This is a genomic window from Candidatus Thioglobus sp. NP1 (genome assembly GCF_003326015.1).
Taxonomy (GTDB): Bacteria; Pseudomonadota; Gammaproteobacteria; order PS1; family Pseudothioglobaceae; genus Pseudothioglobus; species Pseudothioglobus singularis_A.
The window spans coordinates 666,748-692,714 of sequence record NZ_CP023860.1; the positions used below are offsets into that span (position 1 = coordinate 666,748).

The following is a 25,967-nucleotide window of genomic DNA, read 5'->3' on the forward strand; positions in this document are numbered from 1 at the left end:
GACTCATATCAATTTTACTATTCAATATCTAAGTGTATATTTTCTTATGTTCTTCTATGTTAATTTAAAGGAAAGATTCTATTGAAAATAATTTTTTTAGTTGATTCTAATTTTTCTATAAGAGAATTTGAGAGATTTGGAATATATGAAATGCTAAATCAACAAATTAGCATATATGTTTTTGATTTTAGATTTTTTAAAAAAGATGAAGAATATCTGGAAGAGAGTTTCGAAAAAAATTTCTCAGATAATCGGGTTAAAAATATAAAAATTTTAGATTATTCTGATCCAAAAAGTTTTTATCTAGATTTACTAGATGGTTTTGTTATTGATAACAGGTCAAAATCTTATATCAATTTTTCAACAAGCTGGATTAAAGACTCAGGAGCAAAACTTATAGAGTTAGACCAGGGACTCATTCCAACATCAATATGGAAGCCATCAATTTATGATTTGCTTGTAATGGCAAAGAACACATTCTTGATTTATGGTTACAAAAAATTATTTAATCAAACCACAATATATGTTGCAAATCGATTTAGGAGTTTTTTTTCAATAAATGCTAATCATATTTATGCTGATATTAAAGTTTGTTCTGGGCTTGCCTCAAAATGCAATCTTGGAGAATCTGAAGTTAGATCTCATGCATTTGACTATGATATTTTTCTTGAACAGAAAAATAAGACCGATAAAATAATTCAAGAAGAATATGCCGTTTTTCTCGATTCAGGAATTGTAAGTCATCCTGATTCAGGAAGATTGGGCAATTTGCCTGCAGAAAATAATGAATCCTACTATCCAGCATTAAGAGCTTTTTTTGATGATTTTGAAGAGAGAATGAAAGTTAAGATCGTCATTGCGATGCATCCTAGAATAGTTCCCTCTAAAGATTACATTGCTAGTTTTGGTGGTAGGAAATTAATTTCTAAAGATACTTCAATGCTTGTAAGAAATTCTAAAATGGTTATAGCTCATAATAGCACATCAATCAATTTTGCCGTGCTTTGGAAGATTCCTCTTCTAATTATTACAACAACAAAAATTGATAGAGTCGATTACAATATTATGAAATCTCTTGAAGAAATCTTTAACACGAAACGCATTAATATTAATAAGCCTTATAAAGATAAAGACTATATTGAAATCTCTAAGGGAGTTGTTAAATATTATGAATCTTATAAGAAGTTCCTAATAAAAGTTCCTAATTCCCCAGATTTAAATAGTGCAAAAATATTAATAAAAAGTTTAAAAAATTATGTTGAATAACTCTACTATATTGATAACTGCTATCATCAATTGTTCAACTTGGCTAGTATAGTTCTAAGTGGTCAATCAATTATTATGTATTCATTAAGTATGATGCCAAGTGAGAAAAAATTAGATATGTTGCACTCTAGTTTTGGAAAGCGAGAAATATCATTTGCATTTGTATTAGAGGCCTTTGAAAGTAGATCGATTTTTGAAAACATAATTCACGAGTTAAAGGCAATAAATATGCATAGTTATTTATCAGACTATGAGGAAATTAAACATTTTTTCAATCCTAAATAAATTAAATATATTTATTTTTTAAATATTAATCTTTTAACTTTTTAAATAAAAAACCTATTTTGGAAAATAATAAAAAAAACTAATACTTTGATTATTGGCGCTAGCTATAAATTATCAAAACAATACATTGAAAAATATGGGGTTCATAAAAGTAATTTTTTTGGCGTTAGCTCAAAGGTTTAAGGTGATATTAAAGATTCCAATCTAACAAACTCATTTACCAAAAAGAATACACCAAACGACAACAGATCATTTATGTTCTGATTAAACATCTTCACGATATAGAAGGGTAGAGTTATCGAAAGATATCATAATGGTCAGAGTGTAATAAAGACCCATAGAGGTAAGAAATGGTTTTATCTCGATCTTAAAGAGAAAATACGAAAGAGACCTATTGAATTAACAGACGAGGTTTGGAGTGGGTTTTGTGTGGCAAATCGTGCCAAGGTATTTGATATAAAAAAGTTTGAAGATAGTAATGGTATTAAATTTTTCAGCTTGCTATGATGAGTATAAAAAACTTAAAGAAGGGGTTTTACATTCTCGTCACTGGAGTGTGTCTAACAATTCAATCAAAATTGTAGATAATATTATAGGCAAAGGGGTGCATAAAATCAGATCAGTGCTTCCATTTCATCCAAGTTTTTTGGCTGGTGATGTTCAAGGGGGCTCCATTAATCTTAATATTAGTGGAAAAATAGTGAAAATTAATTTTGAAGGTAAGGGGGAATTAAAATTAATAGAGTCACAATATTATCCAAAGTTTGGTTGTTCTGTTGATAACAAACATCTCATATATGATTATAATGGCACATAGACCTTCTAAAATAACAGTAAGGATATCGTGGTAAAAATATTAGCTGTATTTGGTACTCGTCCAGAGGCAATTAAAATGGCGCCTGTAATACGTGCATTAGAAAATAATTTTGATGTAAAAATCTGTGTAACTGCACAACATCGTCAGATGCTTGATCAAGTTTTAGAGTTGTTCGAGATTACACCAGATTATGATCTTGATATTATGAAGCCTGGGCAAGATTTATTTGATATTACCAGTAATGTATTGTCAGGAGTTAAAAAAGTTTTACAAATTGAAGTGCCAGATATCGTTCTGGTGCATGGAGATACAACTACCTCTATGGCAACAGCTATGGCTGCTTTTTATCTTAAAATACCGGTAGGTCATGTAGAAGCAGGTTTGCGTACTTATGATATCAACTCTCCTTTTCCAGAGGAGTTTAATCGTCAAATAACCTCAAGAATTGCTACTTTGAACTTTGCACCAACCAAGATTTCTCGTCAAAACTTGTTGGATGAAAAGGTACCAGATAGTCAGATTTATGTAACGGGTAATACGGTTATTGACGCTCTATTCTCTATGGTGGAAAAAGCAAGAATTATTGATTTTTCAGATACTCTTTTGAAAAGAATGCCATTTTTGAGCCAAGAAAAAAGTGACATTCCTCGTATTATTTTAGTAACAGGACATAGGCGTGAAAATTTTGGATTAGGATTTAAAGAAATTTGCCATGCATTGAGTATTATTTCAAATGAAAATCCAGATGTTCACATTATTTACCCTGTTCATCTAAATCCTAATGTGAGAAAGCCGGTGAATAGGATTTTATCCAATTTAAATAATGTTCATCTTATTGAGCCAATGGAATATTTATCTTTTATTAAGTTGATGGATTTATCGTATTTTATTTTGACAGATAGTGGAGGCATTCAAGAGGAGGCTCCTAGTTTAGGTAAGCCAGTTTTAGTGATGAGAGATACAACTGAGCGACCAGAGGCGGTAGAATCTGGAACGGTTAAATTAGTTGGTACAAATAAAAATGAGATTGTAAAAATGGTTAACAAATTATTAACTGACAGTAATTTTTATATGCAAATGTCAATAGCACACAATCCATATGGTGATGGAAAGGCTGGTAGAATTATTTGTGATATCTTAGAAAATAGAGGAGCAGTATGATTGTATCTATAGTAGGGTTAGGGTATATAGGACTTCCAACTGCGGCAATATTGGCATCTAAAAGGGTGAAAGTGGTAGGAGTTGATGTGAATCAACATGCTGTAGATATAATTAATCAGGGAAAAATTCATATTGTTGAGCCAGAGTTAGATATTTTGGTTCATAAGGCCATTCAAAATAATTATTTAAAAGCAGTTACAAAGCCGGAAAAAGCAGATGTATTTATGATGGCAGTGCCAACACCTTTTAAAGATAATTATGAACCTGATCTATCTTATATAAAATCAGCAACTAAGGCAATTGCCACAGTATTGGAGGTAGGTAATCTTGTTATTTTGGAGTCTACTTCTCCTGTGGGTACTACTGAAAAAATGATGGAATGGATGAGAGAGGAGCGACCAGACCTCTCCTTTCCTAGATTTGGAGATGATAAATTTAGAGCTGATATAGCAGTTACATACTGTCCAGAACGAGTATTACCAGGTCAAGTAGTGCGTGAACTTGTAGAAAATGTTAGAATTATTGGTGGTGTTTCTACTCAGTGTGCAGAAAGAGCTCGTGAGCTATATAAGATTTTTGTTGAAGCTGATTGTCTGATAACAGATTGCCGTACAGCTGAGTTAAGCAAGCTTGTTGAAAACTCTTTTCGTGATGTTAATATTGCTTTTGCAAATGAATTGTCTTTAATTTGTGATAAGTTAGATATTAATGTTTGGGAATTGATTAAATTGGCCAATAGACATCCTCGTGTCAATATTTTGCAACCCGGTCCTGGTGTTGGTGGACATTGCATTGCTGTTGACCCATGGTTCATTGTTAATTCTACTCCAGATGAAGCAAAATTAATTCGAATGGCTAGATTGGTTAATGATAGTAAACCAATCTTTGTTCTGAATAAGGTTAATCAAGCTGTTCAAGCTATAGGAAAAGACAAATCTGAGTTAAGTATTGCTTGCTTGGGTCTAGCTTTTAAGCCAGATATTGATGATCTGCGTGAAAGTCCAGCTTTAGGTATTGCCCAGAAAATTGGATCTATTAGTTTTAGTTCTATTTTTCTGGTTGAACCTAATATTGATCATATACCAAATGGTTTTGATAGTGATAACATAGAGTTGATTGGTTTAGAAAGGGCGGTAAAGAGCGCTGACATAATCGTTTTACTGGTTGACCATGCTTCATTTAAATCTATGGATTTAAGCTTACTATCTGGAAAACAAGTGATAGACACCCGTGGTATTTGGTCTTGAAAATAGTTTTTTTTACATTTTATTATCCTCCAGATCTTTGCGCAGGATCTTTTCGTGCAATTGCCTTAGCGCAAGCATTGTCAGAAAGAATGAAAGATGATGATGAGCTACATATTATTACAACGCATCCAAATCGCTATGAAAATCACAGAGTAAAAGCTGATAATGTTGAAATACATGGAAATATCACAGTGCACCGTATCACTGTACCTAGTCATAAAAGTGGAATGCTTTCACAGGCTCGTACATTTATCACTTATGCGCTAGCTTCTTATAAATTAAGTAATAATCTTAATCCAGATTTTCTTATTGGAACCACTTCACGCTTAATGACAGGGGTATTGACAGGTATATCTGCTCGTAAACTAGGATGCAAGTACTTTATTGATCTGAGAGATATATTTTCAGAGACACTTTCTGATATTCTTTCTCAAAAAAGTAAACTATTAGGCTTTGCATCTAAAACAACTTTCTCCTTATTGGAGCGATGGTTATTTAATAGAGCTATTGGAGTTAATGTTGTATCTAAAGGTTTTCCTGAGTATTTTCAAACTAAGGGTGTAGATACATATAATTGGTCATTTTTCCCTAACGGAGTAGATAAAGAGTTTGTCAACTTACCATGTATGGAGAATAAAAACTCAAAAAATATTAAAACTATATTGTATGCTGGAAATATAGGCAGTGGACAAGGTCTTGAAACGGTTCTTCCTGCTACAGCAAAAAACATGAGCGGCAAATATCACTTTTTAGTTATTGGTGATGGTGGAGCTAGATCTAAATTAATTAATGTCATTAAAAAAGAAAATATTAATAATATTGAAATATTACCTCCAGTTAAGCGTGACGAGCTAATTGCATACTATCAAGATGCAGATATTTTATTTTTACATTTAAATGATCTGCCCGCTTTTAAGCGAGTATTGCCATCTAAGATATTTGAATATACCGCCTTAGGAAAGCCAATAGTAGCCGGATTAGGTGGATATTCAGCTCAGTTTATGGTGGACAATGTACCAAATTCTATCGTATTCGCCCCAGGAGATGTTGAGGGTTGTGTAGACGCTATTAGAAAAATAGAAAAATTAGATATAAAGAGTGAAACTACTGATGTGTTTGTGAAAAAATACTCTCGTGAAAAGATTATGGACAGAATGGCAGGGCATATTTTTTCAGTTTTATGAAAAATATTCTAATAACTGGAGCTACTGGATTTGTTGGTCAGAGACTTGTAAAGGCTATAGATGTAAATATTAAAATATTATCACGTAAAAAACAGCCAGATTTTGAAACTATAATTTGTGATTTTGAAAAAGGACGCATTCCTAATAACGCTGTAAATGATATTGATACAGTGTTTCACTTGGCAGGTTTGACGCATGATTTACGTGATGCAAGAAAAATTGAGAATCTTTATAGAAATGTAAATGTAAATGCTACAATAGAGCTAGCTAAATTAGCAGTAAAAAGTGGCGTAAAGAAGTTTGTATTCGTTAGTAGTGTTAAAGCTGGAGGAGGTGGTGCCTCTGATAGTTGTGCAACTGAAATCGATCAAGGGAGACCAGAAGGGCTATATGGTGAGACCAAGAGAGAGGTGGAGTTAGAATTATTAAAAATAGGCAAAGAGTCTGGAATGCATATAGCTATTATTCGACCATCATTAGTTTTTGGTCCTAATGCAAAAGGTAATTTAAAACTGATGTTGTCTGGAATTAAGAAGGGCTGGTTTCCTCCTCTGCCTGAAACGGGTAATCGCCGATCTATGATCCATGTAGACGACCTGGTTCGAGCGATTTTACTAGTTGCTGACGATGTCCGTGCTAATGGAGAGATATTTATAGCAACAGATGGTGAGCCGCATTCTTCTCGTGAGATTTATAATGCTATGTGTAAAGTAGTAGGAAAATCAGCCCCAAAATGGAGCATACCAAAATTCTTGTTTGATATTGCTAGTCTTGCAAGCCCTCGCATCAAATATAAAATTAACAAATTACTAGGTGATGAATGTTATTCTTCAGAAAAATTAGAAAAACTAGGGTTTAAGGCACAAAAGACGTTAAGGGAAATGAATGAAACGTCTTTTTGATTTATTACTAGGTGTTGCTATTCTGATGCTATTATTAGTTCTTATACTATTAATTGCTATTGCTATTCGTTTAACATCTAAAGGCCCAGCTTTATATTGGTCCGATAGAGTTGGGAGCAATAATAAAATTTTCAAGATGCCAAAGTTTAGATCAATGTTGATTGGCACTCCGGCTGTAGCAACACATTTATTAGATAATCCAGATGCTTATTTATCACCTATTGGTGACTTTTTACGCCGCTCAAGTTTAGATGAACTTCCGCAATTATTTTCAGTTTTAAAAGGTGATATGAGTTTTGTAGGGCCGCGACCTGCACTTTTTAATCAAGATGATTTAATTGCCATTCGTACCGAGAAAGGAGTGGATAAGTTATTACCTGGTATCACAGGCTGGGCGCAAGTTAATGGTAGGGATGAATTATCAATTCCTAATAAAGTAGCATTAGATGCAGAGTATCTAAACCGTCAATCGTTTTGGTTTGATATGAAAATTTTATGGATGACCTTCTTAAGGGTTTTGAATCGCGATGATGTGAGTCACTAGCGGAGCTTAAAGGCGATGTTTAATTATTAATTTTAAATTTTGAATTAAAGAGCAAAATCAAAAGCATAGAATAAATACCCTTATCAACTGTAAAATAACCTATTTAAACGGACTTAGGTAGTGTGCTAGATACAATCATTAATTTGTCACGGCGTAACAAGAAGCTTGTCATGCTGTTTGTTGATTCTGTGCTTCTGTTGGCAGTTATAATGCTGTCGTTTTCGATCCGGGTTGGGCACTTTTACTTGCCAGAAGGTGTTTTGTTTTATTGGGTAGTATTTAGTGCGCCTATTGTCGCCATTCCAATCTTTGTACGCTTTGGACTTTATCGAGCAGTTATTCGTTACATTGGCTTTAAGGAGTTATGGGCTATTGTCCAGGCGGTATCGTTATATGCCTTAGTGTTAGGTGTGATTGGGTATAGGGTTGCGGATTGGTATATGACTGACGTTGATAACGTAGTAAGTTCAGTTATATTAATTAATTGGCTCCTGGCCATCATAGCCATAGGTGGTTCTCGGATGATTGGGCGCTGGCTTCTCTCAGAGACTGGTTCTAGAAAAAGAACTAATGTGGTAATTTATGGCGCTGGTTCGGCAGGTAGGCAGTTGTCGAATGCATTAACGCAGTCGAATGATTACAAGATGGCGGCTTTTATTGACAACAACGCTGCACTGCTTGGACAATCTATTCATGGCATTAATGTTGTTTCAAGGCATGATTTAGGGCGCTTGATTGAGAAAAAAAACGTCACTGAAGTTCTACTGGCGATTCCGTCACTGACTCGCGCTGAGCGTAATGAAATTATCCATTTTTTGGAGCCTTATTCAGTTCTTGTGCGCTCACTGCCAAGTGTGTCAGAGTTGGCTCAGGGTAAGTTAAGAATTGCTGATTTGCGCGATGTAACCATCAAGGATCTGCTAGGGCGTGATTCTGTTGCTCCCAACAGTGATTTATTGGGCCTTAACATTGCCAATAAAGTGGTCATGGTGACCGGTGCTGGAGGTTCGATTGGCAGTGAGTTGTGTCGGCAGATATTAGCTTTAAAACCCCAAGTATTAGTGCTGTTTGATCAAAGTGAGTTCGCTCTCTACGGGATTCATAAAGAACTCATAAATGTCGGTATGACCAATGTTCAGATACTACAATTGCTGGGCTCTGTTACCAACTATAAACGCTTAAGTCATATCCTGCAGCGCTTCGATGTAAATACGATCTATCACGCAGCGGCCTACAAGCATGTGCCGATGGTTGAGTCGAACAACGCTGAAGGAGTGAGTAATAATATTTTTGGCACCCTTACTTGTGCACAGGCTGCGATCGATCATGGGGTAGATACTTTTGTGTTGATTTCAACGGACAAGGCGGTTCGCCCAACCAACACCATGGGAGCAACAAAGCGCGTGGCTGAATTGGTATTGCAGACCTTGGCAGTAGGGTGCAACACACGCTTTAGTATGGTACGATTCGGCAATGTGTTAAACTCCAGCGGGTCAGTAATACCGCTGTTCAAAGAGCAGATTAAAGAGGGCGGGCCGATTACGGTGACCGATCCTGAGATTCAGCGTTATTTTATGACCATACCCGAGGCTGTTGAGCTGGTTATTCAGGCGGGCGCTATGGCTGAGGGTGGGGATGTATTTGTGCTTGACATGGGAGAGCCTGTTCGAATTCTAGACCTGGCTCAAAAGATGATTCGTTTGAGCGGCCTTCAGGTTAAGGATAAGCTAAACCCAAACGGCGATATTGAGATTAAGTTTACCGGTCTGAGACCAGGCGAAAAGCTTTATGAGGAGCTGCTGATTGGTGGTAATGTTTCCAAAACTAACAATCCAATGATCCTGCGCGCAGAGGAAGAGATGCTGGCATGGGGTGATTTAAAGTTAATTCTTGATGAGTTAGAACAGGCTGTTGATAGTGGCGATCAGGTTAAGTTGCGACAGTTACTAATAAAAGCCGTGCCGGGTTTTAAACCGCAATCTTTAATTACTGATATTTTGTATGAAGCTTAAGCGCTGGGTGATCAGAAATTTCTGAGGCTTAGGCTGAGTATTTTCTTTCGTTTTTAGACCGCACATGCCATTGGGGTTAATTTTTTTTTCTTAAGGCTTAGACAATACCCTGATGTTTGGCAAAGTAATTTGTAGCTTCTATATAGCCCTTAATACTGCCGCAATCAAAGCGCTTTCCTTTAAATTTATAGGCAATTACCTTGCCTTGTTTGGCTTGAGTGAGAAGTGCATCGGTGATTTGAATTTCACCACCTTTGCTCGGCTTAGTGTTTCGAAGAATATCAAAAATATCTGGCGTTAGGATATAGCGTCCAATAATTGCCATGTTGGTTGGTGCATCTTTTGGCTCAGGTTTCTCAATCATATTGGTTACACGATAAGTATCCCTTGTCTCATCGACTAGTTTGCCAGCGATAATTCCATATTTGCTGGTTTGGTACATTGGGACTTCTTCAATGGCCACGACTGAGCATTTATATTTGTTGTATATTTTAATTAATTGCGAAATAATCCCACTTTCATCGCAATCACACAGGTCATCTGCAAGAATTACAGCAAAAGGCTCATTCTCAATAAGGGGCTCACCTGTAAGTATGGCGTGACCTAGTCCAAGCATTTGTTTTTGGCGAACATAGGTAAAGGTCGAGTTCTTAATTATCTCTTTAATTTCCTTTAGGTGGAATTCTTTTGAAGTGCCACTTAATTGCATATCAAGTTCAAATGAATTATCAAAGTGATCCTCAATGGCTCTCTTGCCCCTACCTGTAACAATTGCCATATTAGTTATGCCTGCAGACAGTGCCTCTTCAACTCCATATTGCAATAAAGGTTTGGTTAGTATTGGAAGCATTTCTTTGGGGACTGCTTTGGTAGCTGGTAAAAAACGGGTTCCATAACCAGCCGCAGGGAAAAGACATTTTTTTATCATTTATTACTACCTTTTTTGTTCATTTTTATAATTATGTTATACCAGATGCACCGCTCTGTTTTTATGGACACTCATATTAATCAAATAACACAGCAATAAAAATACTAAAAGTGCCAAATATAATATCTTATTCAACGGTGACGGATTTAGCTAAATTTCTTGGCTTGTCGACATCAGTACCTTTTATTAGGGCAACATGATAGCTTAACAGCTGAAGGGGTATTGTAAAGATAATAGGCGCAGAAATCCGTCCAAGGTTTGAGGTAATTTGGATTACTTCCATTGCCTCCATTTCTTGCACTTTTGAATCTTCATCTTCAAAAACAATCATCTGTGAACCTCTTGATTTTACTTCCTGTAGATTTGATTTAAGTTTGCCTAATAGTTCATCGTTTGGAGCGATTGCAATTACTGGCATATTTTTGTCAATCAGTGCAATTGGCCCATGTTTTAATTCTCCAGCGGGATATGCCTCAGCATGAATATAACTAATTTCTTTTAGTTTTAGTGCGCCTTCCATCGCAATAGCATACATAGTTCCTCTTCCTAAAAAAAGAGCACTATTTTTATCTTTAAAGCGCGCTGCTAATTTTTTAATTTGCGGTTCTTGCAGTAACGCATTGTTAATTAGTCCTGGCAATCTCCTTAAACCGTCAACAATTTTTTTCTCTTGCTTTATGTTAATTGTATTTTTTAATTTACCTATAGAGCAAACTAGTAATGATAGAGCAACTAGTTGGGTAGTAAAAGCTTTTGTGCTTGCAACGCCAATTTCAGGGCCGGCATGAGTTAAAAAATTTAAATCAGAAAGTCTAGTAAGGCTAGATTCTGCAGAATTACTTATGCAAAGAGAGATAATACTGCTGTTTATTTTCTTAGCTGTTTTTAGAGCCTCAACTGTGTCAGCTGTTTCCCCACTTTGTGAGAGAGTAACAAAGAGAGTGCCATTTAAAAAGATAGGGTTACGGTAGCGATATTCACTTGCAACTTCAACATTGCATGGTACTTTGGCTATATCTTCGAGCCAATATTTAGCCACTAGACCAGCATGATAACTTGTGCCGCAAGCAACAATTTGTACTTGCCTGATTTTCTGAAATATTTTTTCAGCATCATACCCAAAAGCTGGAATAACAACAGAATTTTTTGTAATGCGTGATTCAAGAGTATCTCTTATTGCTTGTGGCTGCTCAAAGATTTCTTTTTGCATAAAATGGTCATTACCCTCTAAATCAATCTGAGCTATTTTTAACTTGGAGGTTTTGATAGGGCGCTCAACTAAATTATCATTTAAATCATAAATAGTAATTTTATCTAATTTAATTTCAGCAATATCTCCCTCTTCTAGAAAAATAAATTTATCAGTTAAAGACAAAAGTGCCATTTGGTCTGATGCAACATAATTACCATTGTCACCAATTCCTATTACCAATGGGGAGCCCTTTCTTGTAGCAATAATTTGGTCTGGGTATTTGGATGAAAGAACCCCAATCCCATATGAGCCATCAAGTGTTTTTATTACTTTTTGAGTTGCTTTAAGTAAAGAATCGGATGACTTAAGAGCATGGTCAATTGCATGCACAATAACCTCAGTATCAGTTTCAGAAGTAAACTCATAGCCTTGCTTCATTTGTAAATCTTTCAGTTCAATGTAATTTTCAATAATCCCATTGTGCACCAAACTAATTGATTTTTTTGAAATATGTGGATGTGCATTTTTGACTGATGGCTTGCCATGAGTCGCCCATCGAGTATGCGCTAAACCGACGTTACCTTCAAGTTTAGATTTTACTAGCTTTAATTTATTTTCAAGATTCTTAACTTTTCCAGCAGCTCGTTCCCGCAACAGCTTATTGTCTTGTGATAGTATTACTAGTCCAGATGAGTCATAACCTCGGTATTCTAGTCGCTTCAACCCATCCATTAGTAGTGGAGTGATATTTTTAGTAGTAATGCCTCCAACAATGCCGCACATAAATTATTTAATAGATTGGAAAATAAAAAAAGTAAGTTCTAACTAAGGAATGATAATTATAGAGCAACTAATAGTTCTTGCTTAATATTTATGGCTTGTTGTTGGCCTAATACCTTCATCAATAAAATAATTCGCTCTTCAGATTTGTAGGATTTAAAAATAGCAATACAGTTTTTAAATACTCCATCTGTTATTTGCACTTTATCGCCTTTTTTAAATTTACTTAGTTTTTTTAGTTTTTCTTCTGAATTGGCTTGATTGACTCGAATATATTCAATAATATGTTCAGGAACTTGGGCATAGTTTGAACCAAATCTAACAAAATTTATTACACCTTTAGTTGAGCGAATTGGCGACCAATTTTCATTATTTTTATCAAGATAAATAAATATATAGCCTGGAAATAAAACCACATTCTTTTTGTTAATTTTAACTATAGGACAATAAGTAATATATTCTTGATTTTCAAGATTTATTACTGCAGTACTTTCTTGTCTTGTCTTTGTTTTGATTAGATACCAATTTTTCATGCATCTCATTATAAGCCATATATTGATTTTTGTTCAACAATTGAACGCTAAGTTATATTTTCAACTTTGTTAATCCCGATGTACGCTAAATTAATTTATTGATTATAATCTTAATTATTATGAAAATTGATCTTCACAGTCATTCATTCTATTCAGATGGCATACTTTCTCCAAGCGAAGTTGTTAAACTCGCAAGTCAAGCTGGTTGTGAATTGTTCTCATTAACCGATCATGATACTACTGAAGGTTCTGCAGAGGCTAAATTAGAGGCAGATAAATTAAACTTAAATCTTATTAATGGCGTTGAAATATCTGCATTTTGGCGAAATATGGCCATTCATATTTTAGGGCTCGGGATAGACATTAATAATGATATCTTACAAACTGGCTTAGAGCATAATCAAAAATTACGAAAAGAAAGAGCAGAAAAAATAGCTCTTGGACTCTGGCGTTCTGGAATTAAAGATGCACTTGAGAAAACGCAAAGCTTTAGTAAAACGGACATGTTAACTCGAACGCATTTTGCGCAAATGTTAATTAGTGAGGGTTATTGTAAAGACATGAAGGCAGTATTTAGGCGCTATTTAACAGGTAAAAAACCTGGGGGAGTCGGGGTTGAGTGGAGAGGTTTTGAAGAGGTTGTTCATTGGATTCATGCTGCTGGTGGTAAAGCCCTTATTGCTCATCCCTTAAGATATAGAATGACAAATACTAAGATTAAAAAGTTGCTAATTGATTTCAAAGAGGTACAGGGTGATGGGCTAGAAGTTGTCACTGGCACAAGTACAGAAGAAGAGGTCAAATTGAGTAATCAATGGACAAATGACTATAATTTGCTAGCATCGTGCGGTTCTGATTTTCATGGATGGCCAAATCAAAGAATTCGAATAGGTAATTTAAAGAATCTTCCAAATATTGAAAGAGCAGTTTGGAGGTACCTTTAATGTCTAAAGTCTTAAGTATTCATCCTGAAAATCCTCAGTATCGCTTAATTAAAGAAGTTGTTGATTTACTAGAGAATGGAGGAATTATTGCCTATCCAACTGACTCAGGCTACGCATTAGGATGCGCATTAGGAAATAAAAATGCAATGGACCAGATTATTAATATTAGGAAGTTAAGGAAACATCATCACTTTACATTAATGATGAAAGATCTATCGCATATTGGTGAATATGCTAAATTAAATAACTCTGGATTTAGGTTGTTAAAAAAAATATTACCTGGTGCTTATACTTTTATTTTAGAGGGAACTAAAGATATCCCAAATAGATTACTAAATGGAAAGAGAAAAACAATAGGAATCAGGGTTTCTAGTAATCCTGTTGTCCAATCAATTCTTGAAAATTTAATGGAACCAATGATGAGTGTTTCTTTAAAGATAGAAGGTTATGAATTTTATAATTCTAATGATGTCAAAGAAGTATTACATGGATCAAATGCCCTTATAATAGATTCAGGTCATTGCCCTCCAGAGCCTACAACGATTATTGATTTATCTAATGATGAAGTTTTAGTTTTAAGAAATGGTAATGGAAGTCTTGAGTTTGTGACTTAGAAATGTTTGCATTTATAATGTAATTACAATATAATTACATTTATGGCTCAAATCATTAAAATAGGCAACTCCCAAGGAATAAGAATTCCTAAACCAATAATTTCTTTAGCTAATTTAGATAATAAAGAGTTAGATTTTGTGGTTTTAGATAGTGGGTTATTAATTACCTCACAAAAAAAAGCTCGATCTGGTTGGGAGAGACATCATAATGAAGTAAAACCTATGGCAATTTGGGAATGGTGGAAAGACTAATGGAGCGTTTTGATGTTTGGTTGGTCATGAAAAATCCTAATAATGGAAGAGTAGTAGATAATCTTGGCTTATGCACAATCATTTCACCTAATGAATTAAATGATTTACCTAATCTTGTAGTTGCACCAATGACAACTTCAACTGAAAATCTTCAAAGTAGAATTGAATGTGAATTTGATAATGCAAAAGGCTATGTCATGGTAGATCAAATTAGATCAATTGATAAATTATCTTTTATTAAGAAAATGGGAGAACTAGAGTCAGAAGTTCAGGCAAGGTTATGTGACTGTCTGCAAGAGTTCTTTGCCCTGTAAGAAGGCTGAGAGTATAATTATGATTAATTTAATAGTTACAAAAAAAAATGAAAACTGCTGAAATAAGACAGAAATTTTTAACTTATTTTGAAAGTCATGGGCATGCAATTCAGCAGAGTGCATCCTTAGTTCCTCATAATGATAATACACTGTTATTTGTCAACTCTGGAATGGTGCCTTTTAAAGATATTTTTACAGGTGCAACTAAATCTTCTTTTAATCGAGCTGTATCTTGTCAAAGGTGCGTTAGAGCTGGAGGGAAGCATAATGATTTAGATAATGTGGGATATACCGCACGACATCATACTTTTTTTGAAATGTTGGGTAACTTTAGTTTTGGAGATTACTTTAAAAGTGAGGCCATTAGGTTTGCTTGGAGTTTTCTTACTGAGGAGATTAAATTACCAAAGGAAAGGTTATGGGTAAGTATTTACAAAGACGATGATGAGGCTTTTGATATTTGGGTTAATGAAATAGGTTTTCCTGCAGATAGAATTTCACGTTGTGGAGAGAAAGATAACTTCTGGCAAATGGGAGATACTGGTCCATGTGGGCCTTGTAGTGAAATTTTTTATGATCATGGTGAGCATATTGCTGGAGGTCCTCCAGGAACTCCAGAAGAAGATGGCGATAGATTTATTGAGATTTGGAACCTTGTTTTTATGCAGTTTGAAAGACAATCAGATGGAGAATTAGAGCCTCTAAAGTCAAAAGGTGTTGACACTGGAATGGGACTAGAGAGACTTGCGGCTGTAATGCAACATGAAAACAATAATTATGATATTGATAGTTTTAAAGAGTTAACAAAAGACATAGTTAAGCTTACACCTAAGACTGAAAAAGTTCAAGATAGTAATGCCTCAGTAAGAGTTATAGCTGATCATATTCGTTCTACAGCGTTTATGGTGGTTGATGGTATTATTCCTTCTAATGAGGGTCGAGGATATGTTCTACGCAGAATAATTAGAAGGGCTATTCGACATGGTCATAAACTTGGCATTAATAAAACTTTTTTTTATAAATTAGTATCAACATTAGCCAAACAAAATAAAAGCGCATATCCAGAGTTAATTTCAGTTCAGTCTAGTGTAGAGAAAATTTTAAAAAAGGAAGAGGAGCGATTTGCCCAAACCTTAGATATTGGTATGGATATTCTTAATAATGCGATTAATGAACTTAGTGGAGAAGAGATTAGTGGAGAGTTGGCATTTAAGCTATATGATACATACGGTTTTCCAGTTGACTTAACAGCAGACGTGGCAAGAGAGCGTTACTTAACTATTGATATGAAAAGTTTTGAAACAGAAATGATGCTTCAGAAGCAGCGTGCTCGAAAAGCAGGCGACTTTGATTCTAAAAAGTCATCAGTTTCTATAAGTGCTGCAACTGAGTTTTTAGGCTATGAATTATATGAGAATAAGGCTACTGTAAAAGCAGTTATTAGAAACAATAAGTCTGTAAATAAAGTTAATGAAGGTGAAGAAGCAATTATAGTTTTAGATAAAAGCAGTTTTTATGGTGAGTCAGGTGGTCAGAGTGGAGATCATGGAAGTATCTCAATAAAAGGTTCACAATTTCAAGTTTCTGATACACAAAAACAAACTTCAAACGCTTTTGAACATTATGGTATTCAGTCAATTGGCTCTCTTAAGGTTGGTGACAAAGTAGAGGCAAAAATTGATTTGAAAAGGCGTAAAAAAATTATGAATAATCACTCTGCAACTCATCTTTTGCATGAAGCTTTAAGGCAGATATTGGGAGATCAGGTGCATCAAAAGGGATCATTGGTAGAATCTGATAAATTAAGGTTTGATTTTTCTCATGATGAGGTTTTATCAAGATCTGCAATTGATAAGATTGAACTATTAGTTAACGAGCAAATTTTAGGTAATTCAAAAGTCACTACTGAAGAGACTGATATCGATAGTGCTAAGAATAAAGGTGCTATGGCACTTTTTGGAGAAAAGTATGGTGATTTAGTGAGATTACTCACAATGGGAGATGAAAATTTTTCTGTTGAACTTTGTGGCGGAACCCATGTTGAGAGATTAGGAGATATTGGAAGGTTTAAGATCATTTCTGAAAGTGGAATTTCTTCAGGAATAAGAAGAATTGAGGCAATTACAGGGATAGAAGCTTATGAGCTTGATAAAAAAAATGAAAATGATATAAATCAAATTGTTAACTTAACAAAATCAAGTAATTTAAAAGTTACAGAAAAAGTTAAGCAACTGATTAGTAATCAAAAAACACTTGAAAAACAACTAGCTACTTATCAAAAACAACTAGCTGGTGATCAAAGTGATGATTTAATTCAAAAAGCGATTGATATAAATGGCGTTAAAGTCTTAGCGACTGAGGTTACAGACGTTGCGGCTAAGGATTTAAGGGATTTAGCGGATAAGCTTAAAGATAAGTTAGGTTCAGCGGTGGTTGTTTTGGCAAGCATTTCTGACAATAAGGTCTCACTAGTATCCTCTGTTACGAAAAATCTAACTGATAAGTATCAAGCTGGTTCGATCTTAAATCATGTTGCAATTCAGATAGGTGGTAAGGGTGGCGGACGCGCAGATATGGCTCAAGGAGGAGGTACTAAGCCTAAAGGGTTACCAAAAGCTTTGAGTTCGGTTAAAGATTTAATTTAGTAATAGATAAGTAGCCTAAATTTAGCCAAGGTTATAATTTATCTAATGAATTGGAAGCAATTATCTTTTCAAGTTAAAAAACAACAAGCTGATCTTGTATCAGAGGTTCTTATTGGTTTAGGAAGTATCTCTATTACTTATAAAGATGCATATGATGAAGCTATTTATGAGCCACCAGTGGGCCAGACACCTTTATGGGACGATGTAGAAATTAATGCATTGTTTTCATCAGATATAAATCAAGAAAGTATCAAAGATTCTATTTTTGAAATATGTAATATTAAAGTGCTTACTTCATCACATCTTAAAGACCGAGCTTGGGAGGAGGAATTTAAAAAAGATTTTCAGCCAATGAAATTTGGAAAAAGACTTTGGGTTTTTCCTTCTTGGGAGTCTCAAATTAAATTACCTAATGATTCTATCATAGTTAATATGGACCCTGGCCTTGCTTTTGGAACAGGAACTCACCAAACAACAAGTTTGTGTCTTAATTACCTTGATGCCAATCCACCAAAGGATAAAAGAGTTATTGATTTTGGTTGTGGAACTGGAATTTTGGCAATTGCTGCTGCAAAGTTAGGTGCTTCAAGTCTGCTAGCAATTGATAATGATCCTCAAGCAGTTATTGCTTGCAAAGAAAATGTTATCAATAATCATTGTGAAGGATTAATTAAAACTATTCATTCAAATAACTTAGTTATCAAAGAAAAATGTGATTTATTAATAGCTAATATCTTAACTAACCCACTAATAGAATTAGCCCCATTATTTGCTTCTTCAGTCAATCCAAATGGAGTACTCCTATTATCTGGAATATTGAAACAGCAGGTTGATAAGGTTTTAGATTGCTATAAAGAGTATTTTTTTGATATAGAAGTAGCAAATATTGATGAATGGAATAGGATTACTGGGAAGAGAAAACTGTAAGTTTAATTTTTTAACCACCACCCACTGCATTAATTATCTCAACCTTATCCTTATCTTTTAATAAATAAGAGGAATGGTTGGATTTAGGAATAATCAATTCATTAATTTCTATAGCAACTCTCTGATTTTGATAGCCCAAGAAAACCATCAAATCCTCAATATTTGATTGCTGAGGTAGTTCTATTTTTTTACCATTAACTATAATTTTCATTAATTTGAATAAGTTTTGAATTTACAACTTAATTATAGCATTGGATTAAAAAATTCAAGATAAATTAACGTTAAACACATGGTAAAATTTTGACAAGTTTCATCCCCAAAGGAGATTTTTTTTTGCCCAAAACAGCCATACTAGCATTAGAAGATGGTAAGTATTTTTTGGGCGAATCAATTGGCTCTTTTGGAGAAACAGTTGGTGAGGTGGTTTTTAATACTGCAATGACTGGGTATCAAGAAATATTGACAGACCCATCTTACTCTCACCAAATCGTAGCATTAACATACCCCCATATTGGTAATACTGGTATTAATATAGTTGACCAAGAGTCTTCAGGTATCTATGTCTCTGGCTTAATTATTAGAGACTTGCCACTTGCTCATAGTAATTGGCGATCAGAGTTGAGTCTTGAAAATTATTTATCAAGCAATAATATCGTTGCAATTTCTAATATTGATACTCGAGCATTAACAAGACATCTAAGAATTAATGGGGCTCTAAAAGGCTGTATATTAGCTGCAGATGAAATTGTTCCAGAAGATGCGATTCAAAAAGCTAAAGGGTTTTTAGGACTAAAGAATATGGATTTGGCAAAGGTCGTATCAACCTCTAAAACATATAGTTTTAATCAAGGATCATTTGATCTAGAGAAATCAAATTTTAATAATAATACATCTAAATTTAAAGTAGCTGTATATGACTATGGCATTAAGAAAAATATCCTAAGAATGCTTGCTGATAGAGGTTGCGAATTGACTGTCTTTAATGCTAAAACTTCTGCTGATAAATTACTCGCTATGAAACCTGATGGTGTGTTCTTATCAAATGGTCCCGGTGATCCAGAGCCTTGTGATTATGCTATTAAAAATATTCAAAAACTTCTTCAACATGATGTGCCAATCTTTGGTATTTGCTTAGGACACCAACTCTTGGCTCTTGCGTGTGGTGCCAAAACTGAAAAAATGAAATTTGGTCATCATGGTGCAAATCATCCGGTCCAAGAATTAAAATCACACTCTGTATTGATTACCTCCCAAAATCATGGATTTTCAGTATCAGAAGATTCTCTTCCAAAGGTTATAGAGGTAACCCATAGATCTTTATTTGATAAAACAATCCAAGGAATTAAAATTAAAAATAAATCTGCATACAGTTTTCAAGGTCATCCAGAAGCATCTCCCGGACCTCATGATGTAAGCATGTTATTTGACGAATTTATCAAGCAGATGTCAAAATGAAAAATATACTAGTAAATAATGCCTAAAAGACAAGATATAAAAAGTATTTTAATTATTGGTGCTGGCCCAATTGTGATTGGTCAGGCTTGTGAATTTGATTATTCTGGAGCACAGGCCTGCAAAGCCCTTCGAGAGGAGGGATATCGAGTAATCTTAGTGAACTCGAACCCTGCCACTATAATGACTGACCCTAAAATGGCTGATGCCACTTATATTGAACCAATCGAGTGGAAAACATTAGAAAAAATTATTGAAAAAGAAAAACCCAGCGCTATATTACCTACTATGGGAGGCCAGACAGCACTTAATTGTGCATTAGATCTAGATCGTCATGGCGTTTTAGATAAGCATAAAGTTGAAATGATTGGTGCGAATAAAGAGGCAATCGATAAGGCTGAAGACAGAGAATTATTTCGTAAAGCCATGTTAAAAATTGGGCTTGATATGCCACAGGCTGCAATTGCTCATACTATTGATGAGGCTCTTAAAGTTCAAGAGCAAGTTGGTTATCCAACTATTATTAGGCCGTCATTTACAATGGGTGGGTCTGGTGGAGGTATTGCATATAACAAGGAGCAATTTGTTGAAATTTGTCAGCGAGGGCTTGATTTATCTCCTACTAATGAACTTTTAATTGAAGAGTCAATTCTAGGTTGGAAAGAATTTGAAATGGAAGTTGTTCGTGATAATAAAGATAACTGCATAATTGTTTGTGCGATTGAAAATTTTGACCCTATGGGCATTCATACTGGAGATTCTATTACTGTCGCTCCAGCTCAAACTCTTACTGACAAAGAATATCAAGTTATGCGTAATGCTTCTTTGAAGGTTCTTAGAGAGATTGGTGTTGATACTGGGGGTTCAAATGTTCAATTCGCAGTTAATCCAGAAAATGGTAGGTTAACTATTATTGAGATGAATCCAAGGGTGTCTCGCTCCTCTGCATTAGCCTCCAAAGCTACTGGCTTTCCAATTGCAAAAGTTGCTGCCAAACTAGCTATTGGTTATACATTGGATGAGCTTGACAATGATATTACTGGAGGCAAAACACCGGCATCATTTGAACCATCAATTGATTATGTTGTAACAAAAATTCCAAGGTTCGCATTTGAAAAGTTTCCAAAAGCTGATGATCGTCTCACTACTCAGATGAAATCTGTTGGTGAAGTAATGGCAATGGGCTCTTCATTTCAAGAGTCTTTTCAAAAAGCTCTTAGGGGTCTTGAGACAGATAAATCAGGGCTTAACCCTATAGTTGACATAACGGCAGATGATTCGAAAGGAAAAATTAGAGGTGAGCTCCTCTCTGCTGGAGCAGATAGAATATTTTACTTAGCTGATGGGTTTCGAATGGGGATGAGCTTAAAAGAGGCTTTTGACCTTTCTAAAATTGATCCTTGGTTCTTAGCTCAAATAGAGGATCTTGTGATTTCTGAGGAGAATATAAAAGGCTTATTACTAGATGAAATTAATGTTGAAATTATGCTTAAACTTAAGCAAAAAGGTTTTTCTGATAAACGCTTGTCAGAGCTTCTTGAATGTTCTGAAGAAGATTTGAGAATTACAAGAAAGTCACTAAATGTAACACCAGTTTTTAAGAGGGTTGATAGTTGTGCAGCTGAGTTTGACACTCAGACAGCTTACCTTTATTCAACATATCAATCTGAGTGTGAGGCCAATCCAACTAGTAATAAAAAAATTATGATATTAGGTGGCGGTCCAAATAGAATTGGCCAAGGTATTGAATTTGATTACTGCTGCGTTCATGCTTCGCTTGCATTGCAAGAAGATGGTTATGAAACAATCATGGTTAACTGTAATCCTGAAACTGTTTCTACGGATTATGATGTTTCTAACAGATTATATTTTGAGCCTTTAACTCTTGAAGATGTTTTAGCTGTAATAGATATAGAAAAACCTGAAGGTATTATTGTTCATTATGGTGGACAAACTCCACTAAAGCTGGCAGCTGCTCTTGAAAAAAATGGGGCAAATATTATAGGTACAAGTCCAGACTCTATTGATCTCGCTGAAGATAGAGAGCGCTTTCAAAAAATGATTCAAAAGTTAGGCTTGAAACAACCTGTAAATGGTACAGCTCGCTCCCAAGAAGAGGCCATTATAATTGCAGATAATATTGGATTTCCTTTAGTTGTAAGGCCCTCCTATGTTTTAGGTGGTCGGGCTATGGAGATTGTTTATGATAAAGATAGTCTTGAACGTTATATGACAAATGCCGTAAAAGTTTCAAATGATTCACCTGTATTACTCGATTCATTTCTAGATCATGCAATTGAAGTTGATATTGATGTCATATGTGATGGAGTGGATATTGTTATTGGTGGGATTATGGAGCATATTGAGCAAGCAGGAATTCATTCTGGAGATTCAGCATGCTCTTTACCCCCATATTCACTTCCAAGTGAAGTTCTTGATGAGATGCGAAGACAAGTTAAATTAATGGCTAGAGAGCTTAATGTTATTGGTTTAATGAATACCCAGTTAGCTTACCAAGATAATGAAATTTATGTTATTGAGGTTAATCCAAGAGCTTCAAGAACAGTACCTTTTGTTTCAAAAGCTACTGGGGCACCTCTTGCAAATATTGCGGCCCGAGTAATGATTGGGAAGTCACTGAAAGAGCAGAACTTTACTACTGAGATTGTTCCTAAACATTTTTCAGTTAAAGAGTCAGTCTTTCCATTTAATAAATTTTTAGGAGTGGATCCATTTTTAGGGCCAGAAATGCGATCAACTGGTGAGGTTATGGGAATTGGATATGATTTTCCATCTGCTTGTGACAAGGCTTTCCTTGCTGCTGGGGACATTATTCCAACTAGTGGTAAGGTATTTGTAAGTCTTAGGAAACTTGATAGAGAAAGGTTAGTTGAGCTTGGTCAGGGCCTCATTATTCAAGGTTTTGAGCTTGTAGCAACCAGAACAAATCAAGAAATTTTACAAAAAGCAGGCTTAGAATGTACAATGGTTAATAAAGTATCGGAGGGTTCTCCGCATATTGTTGATTCGATAAAAAATGATGAAATTAACTTGATTATTAACTCTACGGAGGATAGTCAAGGATTGGAAGATGCTGCTGTTATTCGCTGTCAGGCGTTAATTCATAAGATTCCTTGTACAACAACCGTTGCCGCTGCCTTTGCAATGCTTGATGGATTAAAGACTCATGATAAGCTAGCAGTTAGGTCTTTACAATCACTTTACTAAAAAAGCTTTATGGATACAATACCAATGACTGTTAATGGGTCAAAAGCACTTGAAGCTGAGTTATTAAGACTCAAGGATGAAGAGCGCCCTAGAATTGTGGCTGATATAGCAACTGCAAGAGAGCATGGTGATTTAAAAGAGAATGCAGAATATCATGCTGCAAAAGAGGAGCAAGGTTTTATTGAAGGACGTATTCAAGAGATTGAGTCAAAATTATCCAGAATGCAATTAATTGATGTTAAGCAACTCAATCAGGACGGACGTTGTGTTTTTGGGACAACAATCACTCTTTTAAATTTGTCAGATGATAGTGAAACTATTTATCAAATTGTTGGAGAAGATGAGTCAGATATTTCATTAGGAAAGATTTCCTGCCACTCTCCAATTGCTAAAGCATTATTAGGCAATGAAGAGGGTGATGAGGTTACTGTAAAAGCACCTATTGGAGATATACTCTATGAAATTCTTGAAGTTCAATATATCTAAAAAATAAAGTCAATTCTTTTTTAAGTAAAAGCTATCACAATGTCAATTAAATCTAAAATCCGAACAATTAAAAATTACCCAATTGATGGTGTAATGTTTAGAGATATTACGACATTGTTTGAGGATCCAGAAGGTCTTCGTGATTCAATTAATAAGCTGTCTGAGAGGTATAAAGATTTAAAAATTGATAAAATTGCTGCAATTGAAGCCAGAGGTTTTATTCTAGGTGCACCTTTAGCATATATTTTAAATGTTGGCCTTATTTTAATAAGAAAGCCAGGCAAGTTACCTGCTAAAACTATTAGCCAAGATTATGATTTAGAGTACGGTTCTGATCAAATTGAAATTCATTCTGACGCTATTAGGGCAGGTGAAAAGGTTTTAATTGTTGATGATCTTATTGCTACAGGAGGAACAGCGGAGGCAGCTGTAAAAATTGTAGAAAAAATGGAGGGTCAAATAGTCGAATGTTGTTTTATTATTGATTTACCCGATATAGGGGGGAGGGCTAGACTTGAAGGTATTGGTCAAAAAGTATTTACTTTATGTGAATTTGAGGGTGAATAAATTAATTTTCATTAAGGCCTTCCTGTATTAAAATCAAATTGTATTTTTTATTTTTTTAATGGAGTTTTTTAATGCCAGGCCTTTTAAATAATATTGATCCTGATGGACTCTTAGAATATTCAGTGGTCTACACTGATAGATCTCTTAATCATATGTCTGATTCATTTCATAAAGTAATGAATGATGTCTCAACGTCTTTAAAAGAGGTTTATAAAGCAGATGAGGTTATTTTAGTTCCTGGAGGTGGGACCTATGCAATGGAGGCTGTAGCTCGTCAGTTTGCTACAAATCAAAGTTGTTTAGTACTAAGAAATGGCTGGTTTAGTTTTCGCTGGTCTCAGATCTTTGAAATGGGAGATATTCCTTCTGAAGAAATTGTTTTAAAAGCCCAAAGGATTAGTGAAGACCCTCAAGCTCCATTTGCTCCACCAGATATTAATGAAGTAATAAACTTAATTAAGGATAAAAAACCAGCTATGGTTTTTGCACCTCATGTTGAAACTTCATCTGGAGTAATTCTACCTAATGATTATATTAAAGCTGTTGCAAACGCAATTCATTCTGTGGGTGGCATGTTTGTTTTAGATTGTATTGCTTCAGGTGCAATATGGGTTGATATGAAATACTGTGGAGTAGATGTCTTAATTAGTGCCCCTCAAAAAGGGTGGAGTGCTTCACCTGCATTTGGTATGGTGATGCTTTCAAAAAATGCAGGTCATAAGATAAATGAAACTAAAAGTACAAGTTTTTCTTGTGACTTACTCAAATGGCATCAAATTATGAAGACATATGAAAGTGGAGGGCATGCCTATCATGCCACAATGCCAACAGATGCTATTAAACACTTCAGGGATACAATTAATGAAACTGCTGATTTTGGTTTTGATAACGCATGTAAAAAACAGCAAGAACTTGGTGATAAAGTTCGTCTACTTCTTAAAAAATATAATATCAAAAGCGTTGCTGCAGATGGTTATCATGCTCCAGGAGTGGTCGTTAGTTATACTGCTGATAAAGAAATTCATAATGGTTCAAAATTTAAAGATATAGGAATGCAAATCGCTGCAGGAGTCCCACTTCAATGTGATGAGGGTGAAGATTATCAAACATTTCGTCTTGGTTTGTTTGGCCTGGATAAGTTGAAAGATGTTGATTCTGCTGTGCGTAATCTCGAGCATGCACTTAATAAAGTAATTTAATTTTGATTGTAGAAAAGTTAAAGTCATCTGATAGAAATGAATGGAGCATGCTTTATGAAGGCTATGCTGAATTCTACAAAATGCCAATGAATGATGACATTCTTGATAAGGTCTGGTCTTGGATTTTTGATAAAGAAATAAAATTTTATGCAATAGGAGTTAAATCTAGTGAAGGTGAGCTTATTGGATTTATGCATTTTCGTGAGATGCCATCTCCTTTAAGAGGCTCTCTTGTTGGTTTTTTAGATGATTTATACATTCATCCTGATTTTAGAGGTTCAGGTGCAGTTCAATTATTATTTAAAGAGCTTAAGTCGATTGCTAAGGCAAATAATTGGCCATACGTGAGATGGATTACTGCCAGTGATAACCATAGGGCTCGAAAAGTTTACGACAAACTTTCTGGAGTGATAGATTTTGTTACTTACCAAATGCAAAGTAGCTAATTTTTTTAATACTAATTTTAAATAATTTAACATTGAACCATC

Annotated in this window: 25 protein-coding genes; 21 read left to right on the forward strand and 4 right to left on the reverse strand. The window is 34.9% G+C overall.

What is annotated here, in order from left to right; all coding sequences use genetic code 11:
* The first annotated feature begins 81 nt into the window (after positions 1 to 81).
* From CRN91_RS03440 to CRN91_RS03480, 9 genes are all read left to right on the forward strand, one after another.
* Positions 82 to 1,266, forward strand: a complete 1,185-nt coding sequence (locus CRN91_RS03440) for a hypothetical protein (protein WP_114115049.1) — start codon at positions 82 to 84, stop codon at positions 1,264 to 1,266.
* Positions 1,267 to 1,341: 75 nt separating this feature from the next.
* Complete coding sequence (locus CRN91_RS03445) at positions 1,342 to 1,551, forward strand: hypothetical protein (RefSeq protein ID WP_146993390.1); 210 nt, start codon at positions 1,342 to 1,344, stop codon at positions 1,549 to 1,551.
* A 478-nt stretch (positions 1,552 to 2,029) separates the two neighbouring features.
* Positions 2,030 to 2,368: a heparinase II/III domain-containing protein gene (locus CRN91_RS03450; protein WP_114115051.1), complete on the forward strand. Its 339-nt coding sequence runs from the start codon at positions 2,030 to 2,032 to the stop codon at positions 2,366 to 2,368.
* A 75-nt stretch (positions 2,369 to 2,443) separates the two neighbouring features.
* A complete protein-coding gene (wecB, locus tag CRN91_RS03455; protein ID WP_254424974.1) occupies positions 2,444 to 3,529 on the forward strand; it encodes a non-hydrolyzing UDP-N-acetylglucosamine 2-epimerase in 1,086 nt (361 codons plus the stop codon).
* Entirely contained in the window at positions 3,526 to 4,776 is a 1,251-nt protein-coding gene (gene wecC / locus CRN91_RS03460) for a UDP-N-acetyl-D-mannosamine dehydrogenase (protein WP_114115053.1), read from the forward strand. The genes wecB and wecC overlap by 4 nt, the downstream gene beginning before the upstream one ends.
* Entirely contained in the window at positions 4,773 to 5,960 is a 1,188-nt protein-coding gene (locus CRN91_RS03465) for a glycosyltransferase family 4 protein (RefSeq protein WP_114115054.1), read from the forward strand. The genes wecC and CRN91_RS03465 overlap by 4 nt, the downstream gene beginning before the upstream one ends.
* Positions 5,957 to 6,862, forward strand: a complete 906-nt coding sequence (locus tag CRN91_RS03470; protein WP_114115055.1) for an NAD-dependent epimerase/dehydratase family protein — start codon at positions 5,957 to 5,959, stop codon at positions 6,860 to 6,862. Before CRN91_RS03465 ends, CRN91_RS03470 begins: the two co-directional genes overlap by 4 nt.
* Complete coding sequence (locus tag CRN91_RS03475; protein WP_114115056.1) at positions 6,846 to 7,406, forward strand: sugar transferase; 561 nt, start codon at positions 6,846 to 6,848, stop codon at positions 7,404 to 7,406. The genes CRN91_RS03470 and CRN91_RS03475 overlap by 17 nt, the downstream gene beginning before the upstream one ends.
* Positions 7,407 to 7,528: 122 nt before the next feature.
* Positions 7,529 to 9,418: a polysaccharide biosynthesis protein gene (locus CRN91_RS03480; RefSeq protein WP_371412777.1), complete on the forward strand. Its 1,890-nt coding sequence runs from the start codon at positions 7,529 to 7,531 to the stop codon at positions 9,416 to 9,418.
* Between the two features lie 97 nt (positions 9,419 to 9,515).
* Here the strand turns inward: CRN91_RS03480 and galU are convergent, their stop codons facing one another.
* The 3 genes from galU to CRN91_RS03495 form a co-directional block, all read right to left on the reverse strand.
* Positions 9,516 to 10,346, reverse strand: a complete 831-nt coding sequence (gene galU, locus CRN91_RS03485; RefSeq protein WP_114115058.1) for a UTP--glucose-1-phosphate uridylyltransferase GalU — start codon at positions 10,344 to 10,346, stop codon at positions 9,516 to 9,518.
* 127 nt (positions 10,347 to 10,473) lie between these two features.
* Positions 10,474 to 12,321 carry a glutamine--fructose-6-phosphate transaminase (isomerizing) gene (gene glmS, locus CRN91_RS03490; RefSeq protein ID WP_114115059.1) on the reverse strand — a complete coding sequence of 616 codons (1,848 nt, stop codon included), beginning with the start codon at positions 12,319 to 12,321 and terminating at the stop codon, positions 10,474 to 10,476.
* Positions 12,322 to 12,377: 56 nt separating this feature from the next.
* Positions 12,378 to 12,851, reverse strand: a complete 474-nt coding sequence (locus CRN91_RS03495; RefSeq protein ID WP_168177011.1) for a transcription termination/antitermination NusG family protein — start codon at positions 12,849 to 12,851, stop codon at positions 12,378 to 12,380.
* Between the two features lie 119 nt (positions 12,852 to 12,970).
* Here CRN91_RS03495 and CRN91_RS03500 point away from each other — a divergent pair, with 119 nt between their 5' ends.
* The 6 genes from CRN91_RS03500 to prmA are packed head-to-tail and all read left to right on the forward strand — an operon-like array spanning position 12,971 to position 18,547.
* The gene (locus CRN91_RS03500; RefSeq protein ID WP_114115061.1) at positions 12,971 to 13,795 is read left to right on the forward strand and encodes a PHP domain-containing protein; all 825 of its coding nucleotides are present in this window, start codon (positions 12,971 to 12,973) and stop codon (positions 13,793 to 13,795) included.
* Positions 13,795 to 14,409, forward strand: a complete 615-nt coding sequence (locus CRN91_RS03505) for an L-threonylcarbamoyladenylate synthase (protein WP_114115062.1) — start codon at positions 13,795 to 13,797, stop codon at positions 14,407 to 14,409. The genes CRN91_RS03500 and CRN91_RS03505 overlap by 1 nt, the downstream gene beginning before the upstream one ends.
* 42 nt (positions 14,410 to 14,451) lie before the next feature.
* On the forward strand, positions 14,452 to 14,661 hold the full coding sequence (locus CRN91_RS03510) for an AbrB/MazE/SpoVT family DNA-binding domain-containing protein (protein ID WP_114115063.1): 210 nt from the start codon (positions 14,452 to 14,454) through the stop codon (positions 14,659 to 14,661).
* On the forward strand, positions 14,646 to 14,975 hold the full coding sequence (locus tag CRN91_RS03515; RefSeq protein WP_254424967.1) for a type II toxin-antitoxin system PemK/MazF family toxin: 330 nt from the start codon (positions 14,646 to 14,648) through the stop codon (positions 14,973 to 14,975). The genes CRN91_RS03510 and CRN91_RS03515 overlap by 16 nt, the downstream gene beginning before the upstream one ends.
* Before the next feature lie 47 nt (positions 14,976 to 15,022).
* Complete coding sequence (gene alaS / locus CRN91_RS03520) at positions 15,023 to 17,620, forward strand: alanine--tRNA ligase (RefSeq protein WP_114115065.1); 2,598 nt, start codon at positions 15,023 to 15,025, stop codon at positions 17,618 to 17,620.
* A 45-nt stretch (positions 17,621 to 17,665) separates the two neighbouring features.
* Entirely contained in the window at positions 17,666 to 18,547 is an 882-nt protein-coding gene (prmA, locus tag CRN91_RS03525; RefSeq protein WP_114115066.1) for a 50S ribosomal protein L11 methyltransferase, read from the forward strand.
* Positions 18,548 to 18,557: 10 nt separating this feature from the next.
* On the opposite strand, the gene thiS is transcribed toward prmA, so the two are convergent.
* Positions 18,558 to 18,758, reverse strand: a complete 201-nt coding sequence (gene thiS / locus CRN91_RS03530) for a sulfur carrier protein ThiS (RefSeq protein WP_114115067.1) — start codon at positions 18,756 to 18,758, stop codon at positions 18,558 to 18,560.
* A gap of 122 nt (positions 18,759 to 18,880) precedes the next feature.
* Between thiS and carA the strand changes: the two genes are divergently transcribed.
* From carA to CRN91_RS03560, 6 genes are all read left to right on the forward strand, one after another.
* Positions 18,881 to 20,002 carry a glutamine-hydrolyzing carbamoyl-phosphate synthase small subunit gene (gene carA, locus CRN91_RS03535; RefSeq protein WP_114115068.1) on the forward strand — a complete coding sequence of 374 codons (1,122 nt, stop codon included), beginning with the start codon at positions 18,881 to 18,883 and terminating at the stop codon, positions 20,000 to 20,002.
* Positions 20,003 to 20,020: 18 nt separating this feature from the next.
* Positions 20,021 to 23,227 carry a carbamoyl-phosphate synthase large subunit gene (gene carB, locus CRN91_RS03540; protein WP_114115069.1) on the forward strand — a complete coding sequence of 1,069 codons (3,207 nt, stop codon included), beginning with the start codon at positions 20,021 to 20,023 and terminating at the stop codon, positions 23,225 to 23,227.
* A gap of 9 nt (positions 23,228 to 23,236) precedes the next feature.
* The gene (gene greA / locus CRN91_RS03545; RefSeq protein WP_114115070.1) at positions 23,237 to 23,713 is read left to right on the forward strand and encodes a transcription elongation factor GreA; all 477 of its coding nucleotides are present in this window, start codon (positions 23,237 to 23,239) and stop codon (positions 23,711 to 23,713) included.
* A 39-nt stretch (positions 23,714 to 23,752) separates the two neighbouring features.
* On the forward strand, positions 23,753 to 24,280 hold the full coding sequence (locus CRN91_RS03550) for an adenine phosphoribosyltransferase (protein WP_114115071.1): 528 nt from the start codon (positions 23,753 to 23,755) through the stop codon (positions 24,278 to 24,280).
* Positions 24,281 to 24,351: 71 nt separating this feature from the next.
* Positions 24,352 to 25,479, forward strand: a complete 1,128-nt coding sequence (locus CRN91_RS03555; protein ID WP_114115072.1) for an aminotransferase class V-fold PLP-dependent enzyme — start codon at positions 24,352 to 24,354, stop codon at positions 25,477 to 25,479.
* A 2-nt stretch (positions 25,480 to 25,481) separates the two neighbouring features.
* On the forward strand, positions 25,482 to 25,925 hold the full coding sequence (locus tag CRN91_RS03560) for a GNAT family N-acetyltransferase (protein WP_114115073.1): 444 nt from the start codon (positions 25,482 to 25,484) through the stop codon (positions 25,923 to 25,925).
* Positions 25,926 to 25,967: the final 42 nt, after the last annotated feature.